Source organism: Paenibacillus mesophilus (assembly GCF_005938385.1).
Taxonomy (GTDB): Bacteria; Bacillota; Bacilli; order Paenibacillales; family NBRC-103111; genus Paenibacillus_AB; species Paenibacillus_AB mesophilus.
Genome location: NZ_VCRA01000031.1, coordinates 57,578 through 79,179, shown reverse-complemented (window position 1 = coordinate 79,179; position 21,602 = coordinate 57,578). Strand labels below are relative to the sequence as shown.

General features: G+C 56.8%; 14 protein-coding genes. 1 reads left to right on the top strand and 13 read right to left on the bottom strand.

Annotated features, from left to right (window positions below; genetic code table 11):
- Window positions 1–424: 424 nt before the first annotated feature.
- The 6 genes from FE783_RS31765 to FE783_RS31740 form a co-directional block, all read right to left on the bottom strand.
- Entirely contained in the window at window positions 425–1,264 is an 840-nt protein-coding gene (locus tag FE783_RS31765; protein WP_138883425.1) for an alpha/beta hydrolase, read from the bottom strand.
- A gap of 233 nt (window positions 1,265–1,497) precedes the next feature.
- Window positions 1,498–2,829: an ABC transporter substrate-binding protein gene (locus FE783_RS31760; protein ID WP_138883424.1), complete on the bottom strand. Its 1,332-nt coding sequence runs from the start codon at window positions 2,827–2,829 to the stop codon at window positions 1,498–1,500.
- Between the two features lie 28 nt (window positions 2,830–2,857).
- The gene (locus FE783_RS31755) at window positions 2,858–5,338 is read right to left on the bottom strand and encodes a glycosylhydrolase-like jelly roll fold domain-containing protein (protein WP_138883423.1); all 2,481 of its coding nucleotides are present in this window, start codon (window positions 5,336–5,338) and stop codon (window positions 2,858–2,860) included.
- Window positions 5,335–7,803: a glycosyl hydrolase family 95 catalytic domain-containing protein gene (locus tag FE783_RS31750; RefSeq protein ID WP_138883422.1), complete on the bottom strand. Its 2,469-nt coding sequence runs from the start codon at window positions 7,801–7,803 to the stop codon at window positions 5,335–5,337. Before FE783_RS31750 ends, FE783_RS31755 begins: the two co-directional genes overlap by 4 nt.
- A gap of 17 nt (window positions 7,804–7,820) precedes the next feature.
- Window positions 7,821–8,954 carry a DUF6807 domain-containing protein gene (locus FE783_RS31745; protein ID WP_138883421.1) on the bottom strand — a complete coding sequence of 378 codons (1,134 nt, stop codon included), beginning with the start codon at window positions 8,952–8,954 and terminating at the stop codon, window positions 7,821–7,823.
- Between the two features lie 634 nt (window positions 8,955–9,588).
- Window positions 9,589–11,649 carry a glycoside hydrolase family 65 gene (locus FE783_RS31740; RefSeq protein WP_138883420.1) on the bottom strand — a complete coding sequence of 687 codons (2,061 nt, stop codon included), beginning with the start codon at window positions 11,647–11,649 and terminating at the stop codon, window positions 9,589–9,591.
- A 246-nt stretch (window positions 11,650–11,895) separates the two neighbouring features.
- On the opposite strand from FE783_RS31740, the gene FE783_RS31735 reads away from it, so the two are divergent.
- A complete protein-coding gene (locus tag FE783_RS31735; RefSeq protein WP_138883419.1) occupies window positions 11,896–12,777 on the top strand; it encodes an AraC family transcriptional regulator in 882 nt (293 codons plus the stop codon).
- A 109-nt stretch (window positions 12,778–12,886) separates the two neighbouring features.
- Here the strand turns inward: FE783_RS31735 and FE783_RS31730 are convergent, their stop codons facing one another.
- From FE783_RS31730 to FE783_RS31700, 7 genes are all read right to left on the bottom strand, one after another.
- Window positions 12,887–14,923, bottom strand: coding sequence for a Na+/H+ antiporter (locus FE783_RS31730; protein ID WP_138883418.1), 2,037 nt, complete (start codon window positions 14,921–14,923; stop codon window positions 12,887–12,889).
- Between the two features lie 169 nt (window positions 14,924–15,092).
- Window positions 15,093–16,031 carry a polysaccharide deacetylase family protein gene (locus FE783_RS31725; RefSeq protein WP_138883417.1) on the bottom strand — a complete coding sequence of 313 codons (939 nt, stop codon included), beginning with the start codon at window positions 16,029–16,031 and terminating at the stop codon, window positions 15,093–15,095.
- Between the two features lie 36 nt (window positions 16,032–16,067).
- Window positions 16,068–17,342 carry an MFS transporter gene (locus FE783_RS31720; protein WP_138883416.1) on the bottom strand — a complete coding sequence of 425 codons (1,275 nt, stop codon included), beginning with the start codon at window positions 17,340–17,342 and terminating at the stop codon, window positions 16,068–16,070.
- A 387-nt stretch (window positions 17,343–17,729) separates the two neighbouring features.
- The gene (locus tag FE783_RS31715) at window positions 17,730–18,047 is read right to left on the bottom strand and encodes a transposase (RefSeq protein ID WP_138883415.1); all 318 of its coding nucleotides are present in this window, start codon (window positions 18,045–18,047) and stop codon (window positions 17,730–17,732) included.
- 462 nt (window positions 18,048–18,509) lie between these two features.
- Entirely contained in the window at window positions 18,510–19,703 is a 1,194-nt protein-coding gene (locus tag FE783_RS31710; protein WP_138883414.1) for an aminotransferase class I/II-fold pyridoxal phosphate-dependent enzyme, read from the bottom strand.
- Between the two features lie 127 nt (window positions 19,704–19,830).
- Window positions 19,831–20,925, bottom strand: coding sequence for a site-2 protease family protein (locus FE783_RS31705; RefSeq protein ID WP_138883413.1), 1,095 nt, complete (start codon window positions 20,923–20,925; stop codon window positions 19,831–19,833).
- Between the two features lie 60 nt (window positions 20,926–20,985).
- The gene (locus FE783_RS31700; protein WP_138883412.1) at window positions 20,986–21,369 is read right to left on the bottom strand and encodes an arsenate reductase family protein; all 384 of its coding nucleotides are present in this window, start codon (window positions 21,367–21,369) and stop codon (window positions 20,986–20,988) included.
- Window positions 21,370–21,602: the final 233 nt, after the last annotated feature.

Below are 21,602 nucleotides of genomic sequence, written 5' to 3'. Positions count from 1 at the left end.
TCCTGCTCCCTCTACAGTGGAGTTTTTTTTCGGTTTTGTCCACGAAAAACAGTTCTTTATTTTACAAATATAGCAATTTGTAGAATGAAAATTTTCATGTCAGCTTTAATGCAACGCTAATGGAAAAACTACAGCTAAATTCGCCATATTCGGGGCCAAAAAGCATTTTCGATAAAATATACTGCAGGTTTTCCAGTTCACTATCCGAAGAAGCGAATAAATCGAAAAAATAACGGCAGGTTTTCCAGTTACGCACTTCGCGCACTTACTGGCTGACGCCGATACGCGGGACACGTGATTCGACAGATTCGAGCAGTCGAGGTGCTGCGCCATGAACGGGAATCGAGGCATAACCGGCAACAGCTTGGGTGAAAAAACAAGCGGGCCCGCACAATGCGGAGCCCGCTATTCGTGTTGCCGCCCGTCAGCCGAAGCTGTCAAGCAGGAAACGCGCCAGTTCGCCCGCACGGAGCGGATCTCCGACATGCCGGAGGAGGAACGTTTTGCCGAGCGCGTCATACTTCTGCTTGAGCACGTAACCGTGCATCGGATGATGGATCACTTCCCCAACCGGAGCGTCCGCCGGAATGCGGGGATTATCGAGGTCGAGCACATAGTCGTAATTCATAAGGACGGGCGGCGCCTTGTCCGACATGAAATTGATCGCCGAAGCCTCCTCGGCCAGCTTCAGAAATTTCGGCGTGTACAGGTCGTCGATCGAATCCATGCCGTAGAACAGCTTCAGGTTCGGCTGAATGTGCGGTCCCTCGTATATGCCTTCGTAAAAGCGCTGGTCCTTCGACGCTTGCGTGCCGTAGCCGATGAACGCGCTCACGGCGGACGACTCGCGCTCTACCGGATCGCTGCTGCCGGGCTTGGACAAATCTCCCTTGAGCGCATTCCACAAGGCGATATGCCCCCCGGCAGACGAACCGGCCGTAGCGATGCGGGTCGGGTCGATTCCCCACTCCGCCGCTTTATGGCGTACGAACTGGATCGCCCGAGTACCGTCTTCCATCGGAGCCGGGAACGGGTATTTGGTAATGAAGCGGTAGTTGGCCGTAATAACGGATATTCCGGCTTCGATGCATTCCTTCATCAGCTTTGTCGACAGGACGGCATCCTTGTCCCCACCGACATACCCGCCGCCGTGCAGGAACAGAACCGCCGGCGACGGCTGTTCCTCGTTTCCGACGAGATAAGCATCCAGTACGTTTCTTTCATGAGGACCATAAACGACATCTTTGTACTCCATCACGTGCATGAAGCTTCATCACCCTTTCCCATAGGACCGCCAACATAGTCGAATAACGTAAAAAGGCAAGCCGTTGCATTTGGCTTTCTTTACTATATACGGACGAACAGGTAGAGGACAAGTTCAAATTAACGGCGTGCTAGTCTGGCAGCAATCGCGCACATAGCAAAATCCGGAAAGGAAAGCGCTCAACCGCGCGCCTTTCTTCCGGATTTGCCTTCATCCGTCCGTTCGATCCGTCTTTATTTCGGCGCTTCGGCGATCTTTTTGGCCGTCTCCTCTTCCGTGGCGCGGAATACGGTATTGGCGTCGTCGGTCAGGATCACCTTTGGAACCGCTTTCGCGTAAGGGGTCAGCAGCAAGCTTTCATAGCGCGTTTTGGCCGGAATCGGGGCGAATTTGTTGTAGAACGCCGCCTGCAGCCGTTTCTCTTTAAAGGCGCTTTCCTGCCCGTACAGCTTCTGGATCGACTCGTCCTTAAGCACCGGCATGACACCCTTCCGGCTGAGCTGCTTCTGCATGTCGTCGGAGATGAGATACTGGATGACGTTCATCGCCTGTTCCTTCTGCTTGGACATGTTCGTGACCGTAAAATAGGTCGGATAAGCTTGCGAGCCGATATTCGGCAGCTTCTCGAAGGTGGGCAGCGACACCATATCCCATTTCATGCTGTTAAATTCGTCGGGGAATACGAAGATGATCGACGAGAGCCAAGCGAACATGGCCACTTCTTTTTCTTTCAGAAATTCATCCCGGTAAGGGATGACGCTTTTGTGCGCTTCCATGTATTCCTTATAGCCGGCAGCTTTGGCCGGTCCTACGAACACGGTGTCAAAAAACTCCCGCCACTTCCCGTCGCTCGCAATCGTCGGCGTTCCTTTGACCGGATCGACGAAAGGAATGGACAGCTGGTTCATGAGCAGCATATGCGTCTGCGAGGAGGAAAGGCCGATGTACTGCTTGCCGTCGTAACGCGTCAGCCTCTCCCCCAGCTTGATCGCTTCGTTCCACGTCATGCCGTCCTTCGGATAGGGCACGCCGAACTTGTCGAACACATCTTTGTTGTAATACAGCACCATGTTGTTGTTGAAGACGGGAATGCCGTACACTTTGGCCGGATCGATCAGCTTGACGGAGTCCGCGACGGTCGGCTCCATGTTGGAGAAATTGACGCCGCGCGACTTCATCAGCTCCGTCATATCGTACTGCAGTCCGCTGTCCAGTACCGTCGAAGCGAAGCCGCCGATCGAATCCCAGTATAGGTCGATCGTCTCGCCGTTGGTCAGCAGCTCCTTCAGGCCGACCTCTTTCGTTTTCTGGATATATTTGATCGTGTAGTTGGGGAATTTCTGCTTTAACGCGTTGCCGAACCTTTCATTCCAGCTCTCGACGGAATCGCCGCTGTTGGAGTAGACGACCAGATTGGCCGGTTCGTCCTGCTTGACCGACGGGGCCGTCCCTTTGACCGGCGCTTCACCGGTTGTCGCTCCTCCGCCTCCGGAACAGGCCGACACGAACACGAGACTGACACCGACCGCTGCGGCGAATATTTTGCTTGCTCCTCTATAACTCATATAATCCTCCCCTTCGATTATTATGAATTCAAACTAACGTCACCTTCACCGGTCCGATCAGGCCGGAAGGAAGGCTTTCGCCGTCGAGCCGGTTCGCCAGGCTGTTCGTTACCGCAACGGCAAGCTCGTTGACGCCCTGCTTCACGTACGGCCGGATATCTACGACATAAGGCGACCACATCGCAACGCCGGCCGGCTGTCCGTTGACCCGCACTTCGGCTATTTCATGCGCTTCTCCGAGGTCGAGCAGCACCCTGCCCGCCGTCTTCGTCCTCGGATCGTCCAGCTCGAACGTGCTGCGGTATACGGCGGTGCCTGATACATGCTCCAATCCCGGCTGTTCGGTCCAAGATCCCAGCCCCGCAATCGCCGCTGGAAAGCCTGGAGCATCCACTTGCCACCCGTCGGCCAGATGAAGAAGCGGGGCTGCTGCGGCAGCATGACCGGTTTCGGCCGGTTCCACGTATTGCGGCGACGCGTTCGGGTCGATCCGATAGATCACGCTCTGCCTTCGCTCCAAGGCGACGCGGATTTCCGTACCCGTTTCCACCCACCGCACATCCGCCCGGCTTATTTCACCGCTCCATGCATCCCATCGCTCCACGGCCCCGGATAAGGAAACCGTAACAGTGCCTTCGTAGCCGTACTCGCCCTCGTTAACGAGCACGAGAAAATGATGACCCGCCTTGACGACGCGGCTTATGCGGATATCTCGGCTCGCAGGATGAAGCCGGACGTCTCTCGGCATGAAGCCGTCCAATGCGCCGACGATTTGGCCGGCGTCCGTTATGAATTGCGTGAAAGGTAGCTCCAGGCCCGATGCTCCACCGGCTTCACCGCAGACGATGACCGTTCCGCCGCCGTCCCGGAACCGGCGTACCGCATTATAGGTGGCGGCCTCCCACACGCCTTCGTCCTCAACTACAAGTGCGGAATACGTATGGCCGGCAATGCGGATCGTCCCGCCGCCGATCTCGCAAGAGGCGCACAGCAAGCTTTCCTCCAAATAATTGAATTCGATCTGATGCTCGTAAAGCGGTTTCACGATCTTCCATGGCAGCCAGTCTTCCCGGCAAAGCACCGCGACCGGCGTCAAGTTGCGGCTGTCGGTCATAAGCCAGCTCATCCGCTTCATATAGACGGCGAACGGCTTGTAGTGCGGCCACCAAATATTGTTCGGTCCGACATCCGGAGGCCGTTCCTTGTAGCGGAGAGGGCCGTCGACCGAATAATAGAAGGCGTGGGGCAGCAGCATGTTGACGCCGCGTACGAACAGCCAATCCATGTACCACTTCATGTCGTCGGCGGTCAGCGCCCAGCCGTTCCCTTTGCCGCATACGCCCAATACTTCGTTCAGGTTCCGGCGCCTGCCTCGGTGCCTGGCCGCGTCCGAGGAACATTTGGCCATCGTGCTATGCCTGCCCGCAAGCGCAAGTCCGTCTTCGGGCCCTACCCAGCGCCATACGACATCTTGCCCGGGGATGTGAAAATGGTCCTGCAAGCCGATGTCGTCGCTCGCCGCCGGATGGCCTGTGAAGGCGATGCCGTACCGCGCGCACCAGTCGGAGAGCGGAGCGTAATAGGCGGAGGACAACCGTTTCCGCACCGCCTTGCGATACTTCCGGCGAACGGCCGGAGCTTGCTCGGCATCGAGCCAGAGCAGGGGTAAATCGGTCTCCCGGCTTCCTTCCTCCGAGAGAAAACTTTCCAGGAATCCCCCGGTCCACGGCATAAGCCCTTTCTTGTGTTTGCGGCCGAGCATATCCGGTTCGTCCGTGAAGAACGCTTGAACGGTATTGCCGAAATAGCGGGACAGCCGTGAGTAGTACCACTCGTGCGTAATCCGGATAAATTTCGCGGTTGCAGCAGGGTTCAACAAATCGGCGGCTGCGGGAGCGTTCGGCTGGCCGTCGTCCTCCCCTTCGTGGATGCCGCGGATCGTTCCTCTCGAATAGGTCTCGATGAACAGAAGGATCGACCAGCGGCCGGAATCCGGAGCATCGAAGGAGACGGTGCCGTCGACCGGCTGCAAGACGACAGCCGATTCCGGATCGGCTTGCCGTTCCTCCGCCTTGCGGATCGCCTGAGCAGAAACGAGCACATCTCCCGGTTCCAGAACGGAAGACAGCTGCACCGGTTCGGTGCAAGCGAATTCCGCCATTTTCAAACCGCGGCTTGCATACTCAGGGTTTCCTTTCACGACGAGGCCACCTGCCGACCCGGACGGATACATCGCTTCGTCGTACAGGAAAACGGTCATTCCGAGCCTCGATGCTTCCCTTACGGCAGCTTCGACAAATTCCATGAATACGTCCGATAAATAAGGGATCGTTTCCGGTATGCCCATCCGGGGATGGATGACGAAGCCCATGACGCCTTTCTCCGCGAAGCTTCCGATTTGCCTGACAAGCTCCTTCTCCGTAAGCGCGTCGTTCCAGAACCAGAACGGGATCGGCGTAAACTCGTCGGAAGGAGACACGAATTGCTGTTCCAGCGTGGACTCACTCATCCGGATACTCCCTCCTTCCCGCTCCCGTTCCTGTCGATCTGCAGCTTATCTCCCGCTTGAAGCGAAACGTCCCATATGTCCTCGCACGCCCCGCCGGTGCTTCCGCCACCCGCCTTGTCGATTCTCCAGCGGCATCCGGCGAACATGGGCGGCGTTTTGACGCGGAACGATGCATCGCGTTCGGCATGAAGCGATGCGGCAAATGTGCCATGCTCCGCGTCCCATTCCAGCGAGATCGAGCCGGCGCAGAAGCGCAGCCCTCTCACCGCCCCGTTGCTCCACGCCGCCGGCAATGCCGGCAGCAGCTTGACCAGCTTCGGGGACACATACAGCAGCATCTCCTGCACGGCGGACACCCAGCCCATGTTGCCGTCAAGCTGCACCGGCGCTTTCCGGTCCGGCAGCGTAACCCCCATGCTCCGCCAATCGTTGTGCACGGTATACAGGTTGCCCAGGAGACAGGAACGGGCCAGAAGCTCCAAGCATTCGAGCGCGCGATCTCCTTCCTCCATCCGGGCGTACAAATTGGCGAGATGCGCAAGCGACCATGCCGTCTGGTCGCCGATGCCGATGACGAGCCGTTTCCCGATCGCGGTGCCGAACGCTTCGAACAGCACGGAATCGCTTTGTCTCGTTATTTCTTTGCCGGGGAAGAGCGGATACGAATGCGAAATATGCCGATGACGATAATTGTCCTCGAAATGAGGATGCATCCATTCCTTCACCGCACCGTCATCGTTGATCTCATAGGGCGGAATGCGGCGGAGCATCGCTTCCCAGCCACCGAGCTCCTCTCCGTATACCCCCGCCTCCCGACTGCCCTCGATCAGATTCGTCAGCAGCTCCTTCGCGATGGCGAAATCCAGCGTTGCATTGATCGTACATGGCATCGGATGGGCGAGCGGCTTCGGCCCGGGCGGGAAGAAATTCGCGGGCGTATTTTCCGGCGATACCGAAGGATAAGAGCGATAATAGCCGTCCTCGCCCTCTTCGAAAAAGTCTTTGTAAAACAGCGCCGCCTCCCGCATGAACGGCAAAGCCCGCTCCTTCAAATAAGTCCGGTCACCCGTGAACAGTCCGTATTCGTAAAAATGCTGCGCCAGCCATCCGGCGGCCCCCGTCCAGTACAGGATGACGGGCACGGTCTGGAACGGCGTGCCGACTTTCGGCGTCGTCCCCGCCGGGATGAAGATACCGCGGCAGCCGTACAGCTTGCGGGCGTTGTCGCGGAATACGTCGATCATCCCCTCGTAGTAGCGGAACAGAGCTGGAACGAGCTCGGACAAGCCGCCGACGGAGGCGTGCCAATACATCATCTGGATATTCTCGTTCGCCATGAAATGGCTCCACATGAGACGGTACTCGCCGCCCCACAGCCCGTACAGCGGAACCGGCATCCCATCCGCCCGAGTAGCCGAAATGAACAAATAGCGACCGAACTGCCACATTTTCTCGGCCAGCCCTGGCGGAAGACCTTCTCCCTCGTAAGCATCAAGCAGCAGCTCCTCGTTCGACCGTTCCGCCTCTTCCCGGCCTAGCCGGATTTCGGCGGACAAGAACAAGGGGCGATGGAGGGAGGCATGCCGCTCCAGCAGTTCTTCGTACGAGAACGCAACGGAGCCGAGCCTCTGCGCCAAACGGGGCCAGTCTTTCGCACGGTCGCCGCGCATAAATACTTGAATCAGCAGCAGCACCCGATCGGTTCCGGAAATGGCGGCCTTCCCTCCGGAACAGACGACCTGCCCCCCGTTCGGTATAATCCGCAGCACGGCGCCGAAGTCGCACCCGTCATCGTTTGTCGCCGAATAATACAAATATTCGCCGTCCGCCATCGTTTCCGCCGAAGACTCCACGTACGGCGGAATAGACGGCGAGGAGTCCGCCTTATCGTGGGGCATCAGCCCGATTTCCGCCTCTATCGTTCCGCCATCCCCGCTCGCCCGCAGCTCATAGACGATCATATCGTCCCGGCGGGATACGAACAGCACCCTTTCATAGGAGGCGCCGGCGCTTTCCCATCGAATGGATACTTCCCCCGTCTCCATGTCGAGCGAACGTCTGTACCGGCGGAAAGCTTCCGGAGCGGACATTGTCAGCTTGATGTCGCAGAGCGGCAGCGGCACCTCGCGTTTGGACTCGTACTCTCGTTCGGCGAGCGCTTCCGTCAGCGCCGTCTTCGCTTCCATGTAGCTCCCTTCCCTCATCCGTCTGCGGATGTCCGGAAGCGCGGAGCTGACATCGGGCAGTTGTCCCTTCAGGCCGGCGTGCCACAGCTCCGCGTGGTTAATCAGCACCGTTTCGGCGCGAACGCCTCCGTAGACGGCGGCCCCGACGATCCCGTTCCCCGAAGGAAGCGCTTCCCGCCAAAGGCCGCCCCACCATGAGGACGGACGCCTCATCTCGAGCCGGTTGCGGCCGTGTCCCGATTTCCATGCGCTTGCGCTTGCGGAACGCCGTGCTTCCATCTTGATCTCCTCCTCTTCTATGGCTGGAGCAGCGACACTTGCGGCGGGTGGATATAGTCTTGGTATTTGTCCGCGACTTTGCCGGCAGCCGTATCGCCTTCGTGGAAATATACGCGATGCCTGTAGCGGATCGACTCGCCTTTGCGGAACAGCTTTCCTCCGGAAAAATACAAGTTGTTCGCCGCGAGCAGCCCGTAATCGCGGACGTGCCAGTAGGTCGGGAAATCTTCGTTGTCCGGATGATCGAACGCGGCGATTCCGAGCGTACGTCCCCCCGCTTTCCCGTAATAGTCGCACCACGGCGCCCGCTGGCCCCAGCACTCCTTCTCCCCGACGGAGCCGAACGCGTTGACAATCGTGCCTCCGTTATCCGCCTTCATCGACTCGGCAACCCGAATGCCGAGCGGCCCGGCTTCTTTCGTCGCGCCGAACTCCACACGGTCTTTGTCGGCCCTGATCTCGAAGTCCAGGTCGATCAGCCGCCCGTTCTCCGTAGTATTATAGAACGTCATCGTCCGGGTTTCGGATAGCTGGGCTTTCCCCCCGTGCGAGCACCAATTTTGGGTGGACGTCAATCTCGCCATTACGGGACCGTCTGTTTTCTCCGACAATTCCGCCAATACCTGCTTCCCATAACGGTCCGCCCGCTCATTCCAGAAGTCGATGTCGTTCACGTCGCCGATCGCGAGCCAAAGAGAGCGATGGTGCGGGTGCTCCTTCGTCTCGAAATCGAGCCGGGTAAAGCTTTCTCCGTCCGGGCCGAGAATCGGTCCGATATACGGCTTCGCGAGCAGCGGGTCGAACACGTACGAAGTAAACAACCGCCCTTGCGCGACAATGTCGATGCGGTTCTCTTTTTCGACGAGCTGAATTCCTTCCTCCGCCTTTGTCTGGATGCTGATTCCCGTCCGCACGGTGAATTCGGGCTGATCGCCGGGCGAGGCGCGGCGGATGATCCAGTGGAGGACGATGAAGCCCTCCTCTTCCCGGCATTGGAGCGCGACCGGTTCGCCATCCGGCCCCAGCATGCCGAGGTCCGCGGCTCCGTTTCCTTGCAGCAGCGGGGAATCGGCCAACAGTCGGAACGATACCGGACAATGCTCGCGGTGATGGCTTCCGGCGCTCACCTTCAGCTTGAACAGGGTAGTCATACTATCCGCTCCTTGCGTAATGATTTATAGTCGTGCTGTGATTGAACGTATTCGGCTAATATTCCGATGGATCATGCAAAGTAGAAATAACAGTCCCTAGCAGCTCTTATTCAGCGGAAAATCTGGATTTTCGGGAAAATAGCGTATAGCAGAGACTCATATTCGGGGGGACTTTGCGTTGAAATGCGATTTTTGCCTAAAATAAGAGTCCCAAAAGACTGTTATGTGGAGAGAACGGCGGTGCCGGCCGTAAATAAGAGCTGGAAAAGGCCGCTATTCGCCAAAGTCCAACACCCTGCTGCTTCGAAAAGGAATACTCCATCGAGAAAGCGTTTTCTCACGCAAACTAATCAGTTCGTTTGTTACTGAAATTATATCATTTCCCCTTCGAGCCTTATGGGGGCTATGCATCAATTATAGAGGGATGGTACATCATTATGGAGCTCCTTACGTACCGGCACGCCAGGAAACGGATCGGACGAGCGGCACAGTCTAGTCCAGCTCAGTTTAGTCCAGTTTAGTTCAGCTCAGTACAGTCCAGTTTAGTTCAGCTCAGTCCAGCTCAGGACAGTCCACTACAATTCTTCACTCTAATTCATTCCATCCGCATACAAAAGTAACGTCCGCGCTCCATTCACATCCACCGGTTCAGCCCTTCCCAGCGCACCGTCCAGCTTCCGTCGTCAGGGAACCCCGGCGCGTGCCGCTCCGGACCGCCCCGCCATCCGCACGCCATCATGGCCGCAGCGGTCAGCAAGCCTCCGTTGCCCGGCAAATACGCCATCAATCCCGGCCGCTGGTAATTATGACCGTTGGGTAAATACAAATTTTTGGTCACGTCCATCAGAAGCACATCTACGGCCGTATTGCGTTCTCCGAGTCGGGCGGCGGTCATGGCGGCCATCGGGTAGTCCCAGCCCCATGTCGTTTCCCATTGCCAGTTTTCCATGACACGGGCCAGCGTCGCCCGCATCACCTCCGGATCGGCTTTGACGCCCGGAAGCATGCCGAGAGCGCCCAGCATCGAAGGATGATCGGTATTCGTACGGGTAAACGTGTCCGGGCAATGCTCGTGAGCCAAATAGACCCCTTCCGCCACAGGCAGCGCGGATAACCGCTCGCGGACGTCCTCCCACTTCGGATTCGCTTCTACGCCGAGCCTCCTCGCCCATTCCCCGGCAACCTCGAGTCCGTGACGCCAATATTCCAGCTCGTAGGTCGGGTTCCGCGTATGCTCGCCCTTATGTCTCTCTTGGGCGGGAATGACCGGAGGACCTAGCACGTATCGCCGCCCCGCTTCGTCCCATTCCGCGAACGAAGCCATAAATTCCGCCGATTCGAGCACGATCTCCCCATACTCCCGCAACGTCTCCTCCGTCGGGTCGGCCAAATAGCACAGCTCCGCCAGCGCGATCGGGTGCGGCTGCTGCCAGATAAGCAGCGGACCGATCGGAGACGGGCTTTGGACTCCGTCAGGGGCGACCATTTTCGGCCATCGGGCTCCGGCATATCCTTGCGACCGCGCAAGCTTCCGGGCCGCCGGCAATATATCCCGGTACCAGCTCATGCTTCTCCGGAGCAGACCGGCTCTCCCCCATAGAGGAAAATGAAACGCATGCCACCAGTGCATCTCGAGGTGGAATTTGCCGAACCAGCTGTTGTAGAGCAGGCCGGTTTCCTGCGGCGGCAGCGAGCCCGCACAATGAATCGCCGTCAAAAACTGCGACTGCACAATCCGTCTCTCCAGCTCGTTCGCCCGCGGATCGCGGCTGTCCGCCAGCTCGATCGCTCCGCCTTCGCGCCAGAAACGCTCCCAATGCTCCCGGCTGGCGGCAGCCGTCTCGCGGGCCGAGACGAGCGCCGGCGTTTTGTCCGGCGGCGTGAAACCGGCGATAAGCTCCAGCCGGTCTTCCGGCCCTCGGCCGCGCAGCACGAATGCATGCATGCTTTCGCGTTCCATTACGCCTTGCGACCACTGAAGGGCAACGCGGTAACCGTCCTCATCCATCGATCGATCCAGTAAAGCGCTTACGGGCGAGAGGGGAGTGAACGCCGTGGCGTGGGAATCCGCTTCTCCCCAATGAAGCCCGATCGACTGGTCCCAGCTGCGGGAGACGATACCCGGCGCCGGAAACCGGATCGCAACATCCAGCCGTCCTTCGCTCACCAAGGGACTTTCCACCGTTACGACGAACTGGTCCCTCAGCGGATGACAGCACGTATGGACGAGCACGGGAACTCCTTCCACGTGGAAACGGCTAGTTAGAATCCCGCTCCATTGATCGAGCGTCTGCTCCGCATCGGTTATCGCTTCGCTTGAAAGCGGCTCGCCTGAAGAGGAGCTGAAGCGGAAGCCGAACTGGCCCAGCTGCAGCCGGTGCGGATTTTGTCTCAGCCAGTGGTAAGGCTCTTCGCGGTCTTCCTCCCGGATCGGGTAGCCTCCGCGTTCGCCGTGGCGGTATTGCATCCGCACGTCTTCGAGCCGCCACAGGCGCTTCCCACCGGAGCTGTGCCAAGCCCATTGGGACTGGGTGCTTAATGGAACCTCGTAACGCTCCGGGAACGACTGCATTCCCGTCATATCCGCCGTAAAGGCGAATTCCCCGTTTCCGACGGAAAGCGGCGCCATCGGAACGATTCCCCGGATAACCGGATTATGTCGGGATACTAAGGCTTGCCGATCGATTTGCGACATGGGTGCCTCCTTGCCTGGGTAGCTTGCTGCGGGCGATACCGGCAAGCCGGACCGCCGCTTAATCGTTATTAGTTTCATTATACGGAAAATAGCAGGGTCCATATAGGGCCAATACCTGAATTACATAGGGGATTCAACTCATAATGGATGGGGTGGAGGCCGAGAAATGAATGTCGAGGGGATGGAGCGTATGCTCGATAACGATTATAATGTATTCAACACATTGAATCGGGGAGGTCGCCGACTTTGGTTCCCGCCGCCACGGAAGTATTCAAATCGGACGAACGGTTCCGTCCGGGCATGCACGTGTTCGTCAACCGGGCTTACGAAGCGTTCAAGCTTGTCCAGCATACCCATGACGCCATCGAAATCAGCTACGTCACCGAAGGAACCGGCTTCCAGTACATTAACGACACCACGCTGCAGGTCAAGCAAGGAGACATTTATTTGCTGCCGATGGGAACTTCTCACGTATACCGCCCGCCTTCCCCGGCCAAGGTCGGCAGTCTGGGAGTGATCAACTGCGTATTCCGACCCGAAGCGCTGCGGCATTGGACCGATTTCCCTCCGGCCGGCTCGCCGCTGCACCAAGCGCTGTTCGCTCCGGATACGATGGACCGGCCCTGGTTTCACCTTTACGACAAAGACAGCGCTTTCACTGATTTGTTCTACAACCTTCTGTCCGAGTATCGCCAACGGCAGCCAGGCTACGAAGTGATCGTGCATTCGCTCTTCTGCCAGCTCGTCGCCCTCCTGCACCGGCATTCCATCATGACGGGCTCCTACGAGAGGAGAAGTCCGAAAATCCAGGACGCGCTGCAGTACATCAAGCACCATTGCTTGGAGGACATCACGCTGAAGGAAGTCGCGGAACATTCGTTCCTCAGCATCAGCCATCTGCAAAGGCTGCTGAAGCAAGCAACCGGCTCCTCCTTTACGTCGTACGTGCAGCATCTGCGCATCAAACAATGCTGCGAGCTTCTGAAAACGACTTCGATGACCGTTCAGCAAATCGCCAATACGGTCGGCTATCACGATATGAAGCATTTCCACGAGCTGTTCCGCCATAAAACCGGCATGACCCCTCAGGAATACCGGAAAAATGACAAAATCGGGACTATCGACTAGTCCCGATCCTCATTTATAGCTTTAGCGGAAAAAAAAGCCGCCATTTCCGACTTTTGTCCAGCTTACACAAAATAGCGGAATTTTTTGCATCTATTTTCGCTATTTCCGTTCAGCCGATCTCGTCCAGCTCGAACATCGCGGCTTCCCGCTCCCGGATCATGCCGCGCAGCTTGCCCGCCGTCTCGCGGGAAATCGCGCCCTTCTCGTACAGCGCCTGCACCTCGTTTCGCTCGGCTTGAACCGCTACCCAGTGAAGCTCCTTCTTCCGCTCGTCGAATCGTCGGTCACGGCTCCTCACGGCCCGGGGGAATTGGGCCAGCCGGTTCAGCACGCTGTTGTAGTACGAGATGACGCCGACAGCCTCTTGCTCGTTATCCGCGCAGCGAACTTTCTTAACCTCGTCAATTGCCGCTTCGCAGGTGCGGATTTTAATTTGCCGCAGCGTCTCAATGTCTGTAGCGGGAAGCTTGACTAGCGCTACTTCCTTTCTAGTAAAGCTGGCCTGCAGCCGGCCGAAAAACAGCTTCAGCATCATTTTCCACAAATGAAACTTGTTCGCCAAAATGAGCTCGACCTGATCGAGCGTCTTAAAAAACTGGTGCGCGTGCTCGCGGCTGATTTGCCCTTCCTCGAGCAAATTCCGGGCGCATTCCCGTTCTTCCGAAAGCGCCATAAGACGCAGCTCGGTTTCCTTCTCCCGCGAACGTGGCGTGTTCTTGTTCATCGCGCCCTTCAACCGGATTTGCTGAATCCATGTTTTGTAATCCGCTATAACGGAAGACACGGCCGCTTCGTTCTCTTCGTTCCGCTCTTGATGAACGGCCTGAATGGCTGCCGTCATGACTTGAATCTGGATGTCTCTCTCCGACTTCTCCCGCTCGGCTTCGTCGGTCGATTCCTTCTTCTTCGAGAGCAGCGGCAGCAGGACGCTGGCCGCGATGAGCGAGAGCAGGATGACGGTCGCCGCCAGGAAAATGATCAGATCCCGTTGCGGAAACGGACTGCCGTCCTCCAGCACTAGGGGAATTGAAAATGCGCCGGCCAGCGTAACCGCGCCGCGGACACCCGAGAACGAGGTCATCACCAGCATTTTGAACCCGGGCATTTCCCGTTCTCCCCTGATGCCGAGCAGACGGCTTCCTCTCGTAAAGGCGAACGTCCAAGCAAAGCGAAGCACCATCAGCATCGCGAAAATGACGGCCGCATAGCCGATCACTTCATAATTGTTAAAAGCCGGATCGCTCAAAATGATGCCGGACACTCCCGGAATTTGCAAGCCCAGGATGACGAAAACGAGTCCGTTCAATATAAACAAAATGACCGACCAAGTACTGGTCGACACGACTTTCAATTTCATCATCGACGATTCCGCGCGGTCGCGCTCGATCGCATGCACGATGCCCCCGGCAACCGCAGCCAAAATGCCGGACATCCCCAGCTCTTCCGCGATCATATAGAGCAGGAACGGAGTCAAGATTTGCAGCAGCATATGCATCGTCACGTCTTCCATCCCGGCCCGGCGCAGGACGACGCGCAGCCAGCTGATCAGGAAGGCGATGACGGCCCCGATCACGAGTCCGCCGATCGAGATGATGAAGAAGCTGACCGTCGCGCCCGGCAGCGAGAAGACGCCCGTCACGGCGGCGGCGATGGCGAATTTGAACGCTACGAGTCCCGAAGCGTCGTTCATCAGCGCCTCGCCCTCCAGCAGGCGCATCAAGCTTTTGGGCATATGGATTCGGCCGGCCAAAGCCCCTACCGCGACGGCATCGGTCGGAGACAAAATAGCCGCGAGCCCGAACGCCGCCGCGAGCGGAATCGAAGGAATCATCCAATGAATCGCGTAGCCGACCGCGAATACGGTAATGAACACAAGCCCTACCGCCAGAAGCAGAATGGGGGCGCGCAGCTTCCACAGCTCGTCTCGGGGTGTATGCTTGCCGTCGTTATACAGCAGCGGCGCAATGAACAAGACGAAGAACAGCTCCGGCTCAAGCGGAAGATGAATCCCGGACGGAACGACCGCGACGACGACGCCTAGGGCGATCTGGATTAACGGAACCGGGATGAACGGCACATAGCGGCTGACGACATTGGAAACGCCGATGAGTGCAAGCAATACGAGGACAGCGAGAAATATTTCCATGGGCGCATCTTCCCTTCGGGCTCCGATGTACTTTTTACCAATTATATGATACGTAAATACTCGAAAACAAATACTGACACCGTTCGACAAAACGAACCCGTGCAGCGTCAGCGCTGAACGTGCAAGAAGGCCGCGAGTATAATACCGGCGACCGCATTCGTTCAGTTCTTTATGATCCTTTATTGGAAACGGGCCTCTTGGTCAGCATGACCTTGACGAATCTCCCCATCGAGCGAACCCGCGGACGTTTCATATGGTCCCGCACGTACCGGTAATTCGTCAGCTTCACCTTCGCATCGCGCAGCGCGTAATCGAAATCCGGGTCGAGCATCAGCTTATATTCCCACACCCTTTTCTTCCAAGAAGGAATCAGCTTGCCAAGCGCCTCGTCCTCGACGGCCGGGTGAATGTACGTTTCGCATACGCCTTCGGGCAGTTCGTACATTTTGCGGATCAGCGATTGCTTGAAGCTGTCGTACGTTTCGCCTTCTTCCACATGGTACGGATGCGACAGCAAGTAGTCGGGTATGCCGACCCGAAGCGCATCCGCAAGCGCGACTACCTGCACGAGCGCTTTATCCGCATCGGGAATGGAAGCCAGCAATTTGTCTCTCGGGTCGATGCGGCGGAAAAGCCGGAAAGGCATCCCTCTTTTCGAACACTGCAGCAGGACATATGGCAAGTGGCTTCGTCCTGTGGCGAGACCGTACAGACTGCCCATATGATTATCCGCGTGCACGACGTTCAGCCCGGCCCCCTTGGCCGCCTGGAATTGCGCCCGGATCTCCATTCTTACGTCCTTGGACAAGGCGAATAGCTCGAAATCTTCAACCGTTCTATGCATGTAGCCGCATTCGTCGTGCAGGGACGACAGGCCGGTCAGACTTTTCCAGCGCAAGCCAGAGAACTCGCTCGTCAAAGTCAAGTGCAGCCCTATATTCACATGAGGCCTACTTCTGCACCATTCGGCCGCTTCCTCGAACGCGGGAGCCGGCGGCATAATCGTCGCCGACGATACTTTCCCTTCCTCGAGCAAATGCATAATGGCCTTGTTCGCCGCCCGGCTTTGGCCGAAATCGTCGCAATTCAGGATCAAGTATTTGTCCATCGATGCCTCCAGTCCAAGCGACATTCGCGGTTCGGCTCAGTCGTTCGGGTGATTTTTGACAAGCAGGGAAATGAGGAAAGAAACGGTCAGCAGGCAGAAGGGGATAACGCTGATCAAATAGCGAAACGTGCTCTCCGGATCGGAGCCCGGATTGTCTCCACTCACATAGCCGAATATGATGCCGACGATCCAGAAGGCGAGGGCGGAGATGAGGCCGCTGGAACGGGTAATGAACGCTCCGACCGCCGTGTACACGCCTTCCCGCCTCCGACCGGTTCTGGCGAAATCGCGGTCGATGATTTGGCTGCTCAGTACGAGAGGCGTCACGAGAAATCCGGAGAGGCCGAACCCGGCCGATATGCCCGCGGCTATGCCGCTGCCGAGACCGGAGGCGAACCATAAGGGGATGACCGACAGCCCGTATACGGCCAGCGCCAGCCGCCAACCGAGTATGCCTCCGAGCTTCCGGACGATCCAGTACCAGACTGCGACAAGAGGAATGACCGACACGAAGATGGAAGCTAGCAGTAGGGAAACTTGCGACTCCGGGATCCGGAGCACGTACTTCGCATAGAAAGGGATCATCGAGCCGAGCAAGCCGTTAACGGTTTGGGCGAACGAGTTGGCGATGTTGAAAATCCAGAACTCTTTGTTTTTGAGCGTCTCGCGGAACGCCTCCTTGAACTTCAGCGGCGGTTCTTGAAGCGCTTCGTCGCTTTCGCGTACGGAGACAGCGAATAACAGCATAAAGACGGCAAAGACGAGAGCGAACACGACGGCCATGTACCCAAACCCGATCGCGGCGAACAAAATCGGCGTCAATACGGAAGCGACGAGTATCGCCCCGATCTGAAACGCCTGCTGGACGGCGGAGGCTTTCGCCCGAAGCCGCTCCCCCCGGAACAGCTCCGGGAACAAGGCGCCATAGTTGACCCAAATCACGGTGGAGACGGCCTCGAACAAAACAAGCGCGGTCAAAAACCAGAAGAAGAGACTCATACCGCTCATTCTGTCCGGCACGGCGAATACCATCACGAACGTTGCCATCAAGAGCGGGATGGACGAATAAATCCACGGCTTGCGCCGCCCCCAGCGGGTCCTCGTTCTGTCGGACAAATAACCGAACAGCGGGTTGTTGACGGCGTCCCAGACGAGGTAAATCGTGCGCGCGAGTGTCGCCAAGCCTATCCCTAGCCCGAGCTTCTCTACATAATAGTAGCTGTAGAACGAGGTGAACGCCTGAGCGGGTACCATCATCGCGAACATGCCCAGCGCAAACATGACCGGGGAATTGATGAGCCTCTTGTGCATCCGAACCGTCTCCTTCCCGGGTACCGGTACAATGTCCGACCTAGCATTGTACAAACTTAGGTGCGATACCGACGTTGCACCCGTTCGATTCCGTGATCGCTTGGATAGTCGACTCGGCTTGATCCGAACGGCCGCATTACGGATCGTTATCTCCGCCATTGTGCTGTCGGCCCATTTTCTCGCTTATTAAGTTTTTGTAAACGCTTTCAGATTATTGGTTTAAGTTTTCCTTTTCCACAATTATACAGCCATCGGCAGTTTGGAGTCAATGGTGCAGGAGTCTAGTGGAACGAAAGGGGCGGAATGGAGAGGAATCGAGCAAGCGACTTGTACGTTACCCGGATTTCGACATTTCGCCGGCAGCAGTTCAGCAGCTTAATGGAAATCTTACTTCCTTGGTTTGCTGAAGATGTGCACCGCCTTTTTTACGATAGCCAGCTGCTCCTCCACATCTGCCAGTTGTTGATCTTTGGCCTGGAGTTGCTGCTCTTTTTCCTGTAAGAGTCGTTCCAGCTCGCGGATCTTCTCGGCACTAACTATAGGTTCACTCTCGAATTTACGATACTTGGCTTTCCATTGGTGGAGGGTTTTCAACGGTATGTTGAGCTCCTGTGCAATTTCCGGCATCGTCTTCGTCTGTTCTTGAATATATTTCACCGTTTGCTGTTTAAATTCTTCGTTAAACCGTTGTCGTTGTTCACCCATGTGAACACCTCCTCGTTAAGTTTATTATTGAGTTTCTCTTAACGGGTATCCACTTTTTATTCTAACAGCAAACCTCCATCTAACATCCGCCGAAATCAGGCTTTCAAGCGAATTAGGATAAATGAGATGGAGGTTTTCCCGTTAAAGCATCCGTATGATGAAAAAACGCTGAATTAACTGCATGTTTGAGACTGTCGATTAACTTGTGAGTATAGAAGTGGAAAGTGAAAAGGATACCTTCTGGCGAGTTTTGGATTTAATAGCTATCGACAGAAAGCTAGCTTCGTAAGCTTCGCTATTCCAACCACTGAATTCTAATCTAATCAAGGAGTTTAAAACAAGCTGTCTGAGCAGAAGAAGGTATCTTTTCACTTGGAACGGCGTGCTTTCGCTTCGCTAACAGTTAATCGACAGTCTCCGTCTTCCAGTTCGACAACCCGATACGTCCGACCCGGCAGCACCCTAGCTCGCCGGCCCGACACCCCGATCGCGCAAAAACCGGCCGATTCGGCGGACCGCTTCCATCAGCCTTTCCTCCTCCTGTACGAGCGCGATGCGGACAAAGCCTTGCCCCTGCTCGCCGAACGCGTCGCCCGGAATTACGACAACGCCCGCGGAAAGCAAGATTTCCCGGGAAATCTGTCGAGATGTCCAGCCGGGAGGTACCGGCGCCCAGATGAACATTGTCGCTTTCGGCTTCGAAACGTTCCAGCCGACCTCGCGCAAGCCGTCGACCACGATATTTCTTCTCCGCTCGTAGACGGAAGCCACTTCCCAGCCGGAACCCGCCATCTGATCCTCTAAGGCCGCAATACCTGCTTCCTGAACCGCTGTAAATACACCGTAGTCGATGTTCGACTTCAAAGCCCGCAGCGCCCCGACGGCATCCTTATTGCCTACTAGAAAAGCGATCCGGCAGCCTGCGAGATTGAAGCTTTTCGACAAGGAATGGAATTCGACGGCGATTTCCTTCGCGCCGGGAACTTCCAGCACGCTTCGCGGCCGAAACCCGTCGAACGCCATCTCGGAATAGGCGGCGTCGTGAATGATCAGCATATTGCGTCTTTTGGCGAATTCGACAAGCTCTTCGTAGAAGCCGATGTCCGCCACCGCCGACAGCGGGTTGCTCGGATAGCCGAGCAGGATGAACTTCGCGGCCGCCGCCGTTTGCTCCGGAATTTCATCCAACCGCGGCAAAAAGCCGTTCTCCGCGCGAAGCGGCAGCAAATGAGGGGTAACCCCCGCAAGCACGAGGCTAACCGCATAGATCGGATAGCCTGGATCCGGCACGATCGCAGTATCCCCAGGGTCGCAAACGGCCATAGCGAGATGGGCCAACCCGTCCTGCGAGCCCATCAATGTCGTCACTTCATGCTCCGGATCGAGCTTGACGCCGAACCGGTAGTCATACCAACGGGCAACGGCGCTTCGGAACTCGAGCGTCCCTTCCGACGTCGGATAGCCATAGTTCGCTGGATTACGGACGGCTCCCGCAAGCGACTCCATGACACGCTCCGAGGGCGGACGGTCCGGACTGCCGATGCCAAGATCGATAATGTCGTGCCCCACCGCTTCCGCTTCCCGCCTCCACTGCCCGACTTCCGAGAAAATGGCCGACCCCAGCAGCTGCAGCCGGCTCGAACCGAAACGTTTCATTCCGAACCTCTCCTTGAATGTTAATCCCCTAGAAACTTTAACGGTATTATCGCCCTGGCTTTGCGGACCGGCATGTCCCGGTCGTTAGAGAGCAGAAACTTTATTCCGTTAAAGTTCCCTAAACGTTTTAATTTCTTAAAGAATGCAGGAAACCGCCTTGGGCGTTCAACATGATCTGCACGACGTCCAGCATAACGAACAGAAAGATCGCCAGTGCTCCATAGCTGATGCCGAATTTCCAACGGACCCGTTCCGGCACCTCGTAATAGTTCTCGATTTCGAACGGCTCGTAGTCAATCTGATATCGACAAACGACGACCTTCGGCGTCTGACGCCATTTCCGTTCGATTTTGGTGCTGAATACCGACCGAATCAGCCCTTGCTCCTGCATCTTGATCAAATGTACGACGTCGGCTTCCTCCCACTCGATTTCCACCCATTGGTTCCCGTCCAAATCGGAGTAGGTGCGGTACGGAAGCGGCTCGCGCTCCCGGAAAGGAATAAGCATCCAGTTTTCTCCCGGGATCTGATCGAAAGGCACTTCGATTTTGCCCCAGAACGAATACTCGGTCGATTTCCCGCGGTGCACGATATATTTGGAGATCAAATCCCAGACGAACAGCGCCCACAGCAGGAAAAACAGAATCGACTTGAGATGGATGACGGCGGCCAGCCCCCCTACGGCACCCGCTACCCACAGCCAGCGCGTAACGGATGAAGCGATACGGCCGCCATCCAGAGGGTGAATCGGCAGCAGATTGATCAGGTTGAGCGTGAAGCCGATATAAGCAATCGCGTAAAGCACCGGTTCGTCGGCAATCAGGCCGGCCGCGAAGGCGACGAGCGCACCGACCGTGCCCAGCAGAGGGCCTCCGATCGCCACATACGCTTCGGTCTCGGCATCGCGCGGATTCCGCTTGAGCATGATAAGCGCTCCGAGAAACGGAATGAAGAAGGGCGCGGTTACGGGAATGCCTTTATGCCGGGCCGCCGCCACGTGGCCGAGCTCGTGAACGAGCACCATGATCGTCACGCCGAGGGCGAATTCCCATTGATAAAACCACATGTAAATCGCCGTGGCGACGGCCATGCTGAGCAGGGCGCCGCTTTTTTTGCCCAGCCGCAAAAATTGCAGCAGCGCTTTAATACCTGCTACGGAAAATAGTCCTGCCGTCCCCGGCACCCATTTTTCATTCCGATTCAGTTTCGTTGGTCTTCTCAACGGGTCCCGGCCCCCCTCTATCTCTGTTCCGTCATCAGCGATCGAATGTCGCCGTCTTCTCTATTCCCGGCTGCCTTTCCATACCCGTTCGTATTCGTCTTCCTTGAACCCTACCGTTACCCGTTCCCCGTCGTAAACGATCGGACGCTTGATCAATCTGCCGTTGGACGCGAGCAGGGCGATCATGTCGGCCTCGCTCATGCCGGGCAGCTTGTCCTTCAGCTGCATTTCCTTATACACTTCACCCGATGTGTTAAAAAACTTTTTGATGCCGAGCCCGCTTTTGACGATCATCTCGGCCAGTCGTTCGGCGGAAGGAGCCGTTTCGAAAATGTTGACGACTTCGTCCGGCTTGACGCCTTTCCGGTCCAAAGACTTCAGGGCGTCCCGGCACGTCCCGCATTTCGGATATAAATAGACGGTTACCGTCTGCTGCTCGCTCATCGTTCCACTCCTTTCTCACCCCGAATACCGGAAGGGCGTTCGATCTACTCCTTCGCTATTCGGGTATTGCCCGGCCTATCTAGGTTGAAGCAGCTCCGTCCACTCCCGGCGGACACGCTTCTTCGCCGTTCGATCCATTAAAGACTTTCTAATTATACATGAATTGCAACAACAATAAAGTGGCGGAAGATACAAAAACACGGAATCGAACGGATAAAATGGGGCCGATCATG

Excerpts from the sequence above, each read along its gene's own strand:
- FE783_RS31750 (WP_138883422.1), bottom strand. The coding sequence starts at position 7,803 with ATGGAAGCACGGCGTTCCGCAAGCGCAAGCGCATGGAAATCGGGACAC.
- FE783_RS31745 (WP_138883421.1), bottom strand. The coding sequence starts at position 8,954 with ATGACTACCCTGTTCAAGCTGAAGGTGAGCGCCGGAAGCCATCACCGC.
- FE783_RS31755 (WP_138883423.1), bottom strand. The coding sequence starts at position 5,338 with ATGAGTGAGTCCACGCTGGAACAGCAATTCGTGTCTCCTTCCGACGAG.
- FE783_RS31715 (WP_138883415.1), bottom strand. The coding sequence starts at position 18,047 with ATGGGTGAACAACGACAACGGTTTAACGAAGAATTTAAACAGCAAACG.
- FE783_RS31725 (WP_138883417.1), bottom strand. The coding sequence starts at position 16,031 with ATGGACAAATACTTGATCCTGAATTGCGACGATTTCGGCCAAAGCCGG.
- FE783_RS31765 (WP_138883425.1), bottom strand. The coding sequence starts at position 1,264 with ATGCACGTGATGGAGTACAAAGATGTCGTTTATGGTCCTCATGAAAGA.
- FE783_RS31730 (WP_138883418.1), bottom strand. The coding sequence starts at position 14,923 with ATGGAAATATTTCTCGCTGTCCTCGTATTGCTTGCACTCATCGGCGTT.
- FE783_RS31710 (WP_138883414.1), bottom strand. The coding sequence starts at position 19,703 with ATGAAACGTTTCGGTTCGAGCCGGCTGCAGCTGCTGGGGTCGGCCATT.
- FE783_RS31700 (WP_138883412.1), bottom strand. The coding sequence starts at position 21,369 with ATGAGCGAGCAGCAGACGGTAACCGTCTATTTATATCCGAAATGCGGG.
- FE783_RS31720 (WP_138883416.1), bottom strand. The coding sequence starts at position 17,342 with ATGCACAAGAGGCTCATCAATTCCCCGGTCATGTTTGCGCTGGGCATG.
- FE783_RS31760 (WP_138883424.1), bottom strand. The coding sequence starts at position 2,829 with ATGAGTTATAGAGGAGCAAGCAAAATATTCGCCGCAGCGGTCGGTGTC.
- FE783_RS31740 (WP_138883420.1), bottom strand. The coding sequence starts at position 11,649 with ATGTCGCAAATCGATCGGCAAGCCTTAGTATCCCGACATAATCCGGTT.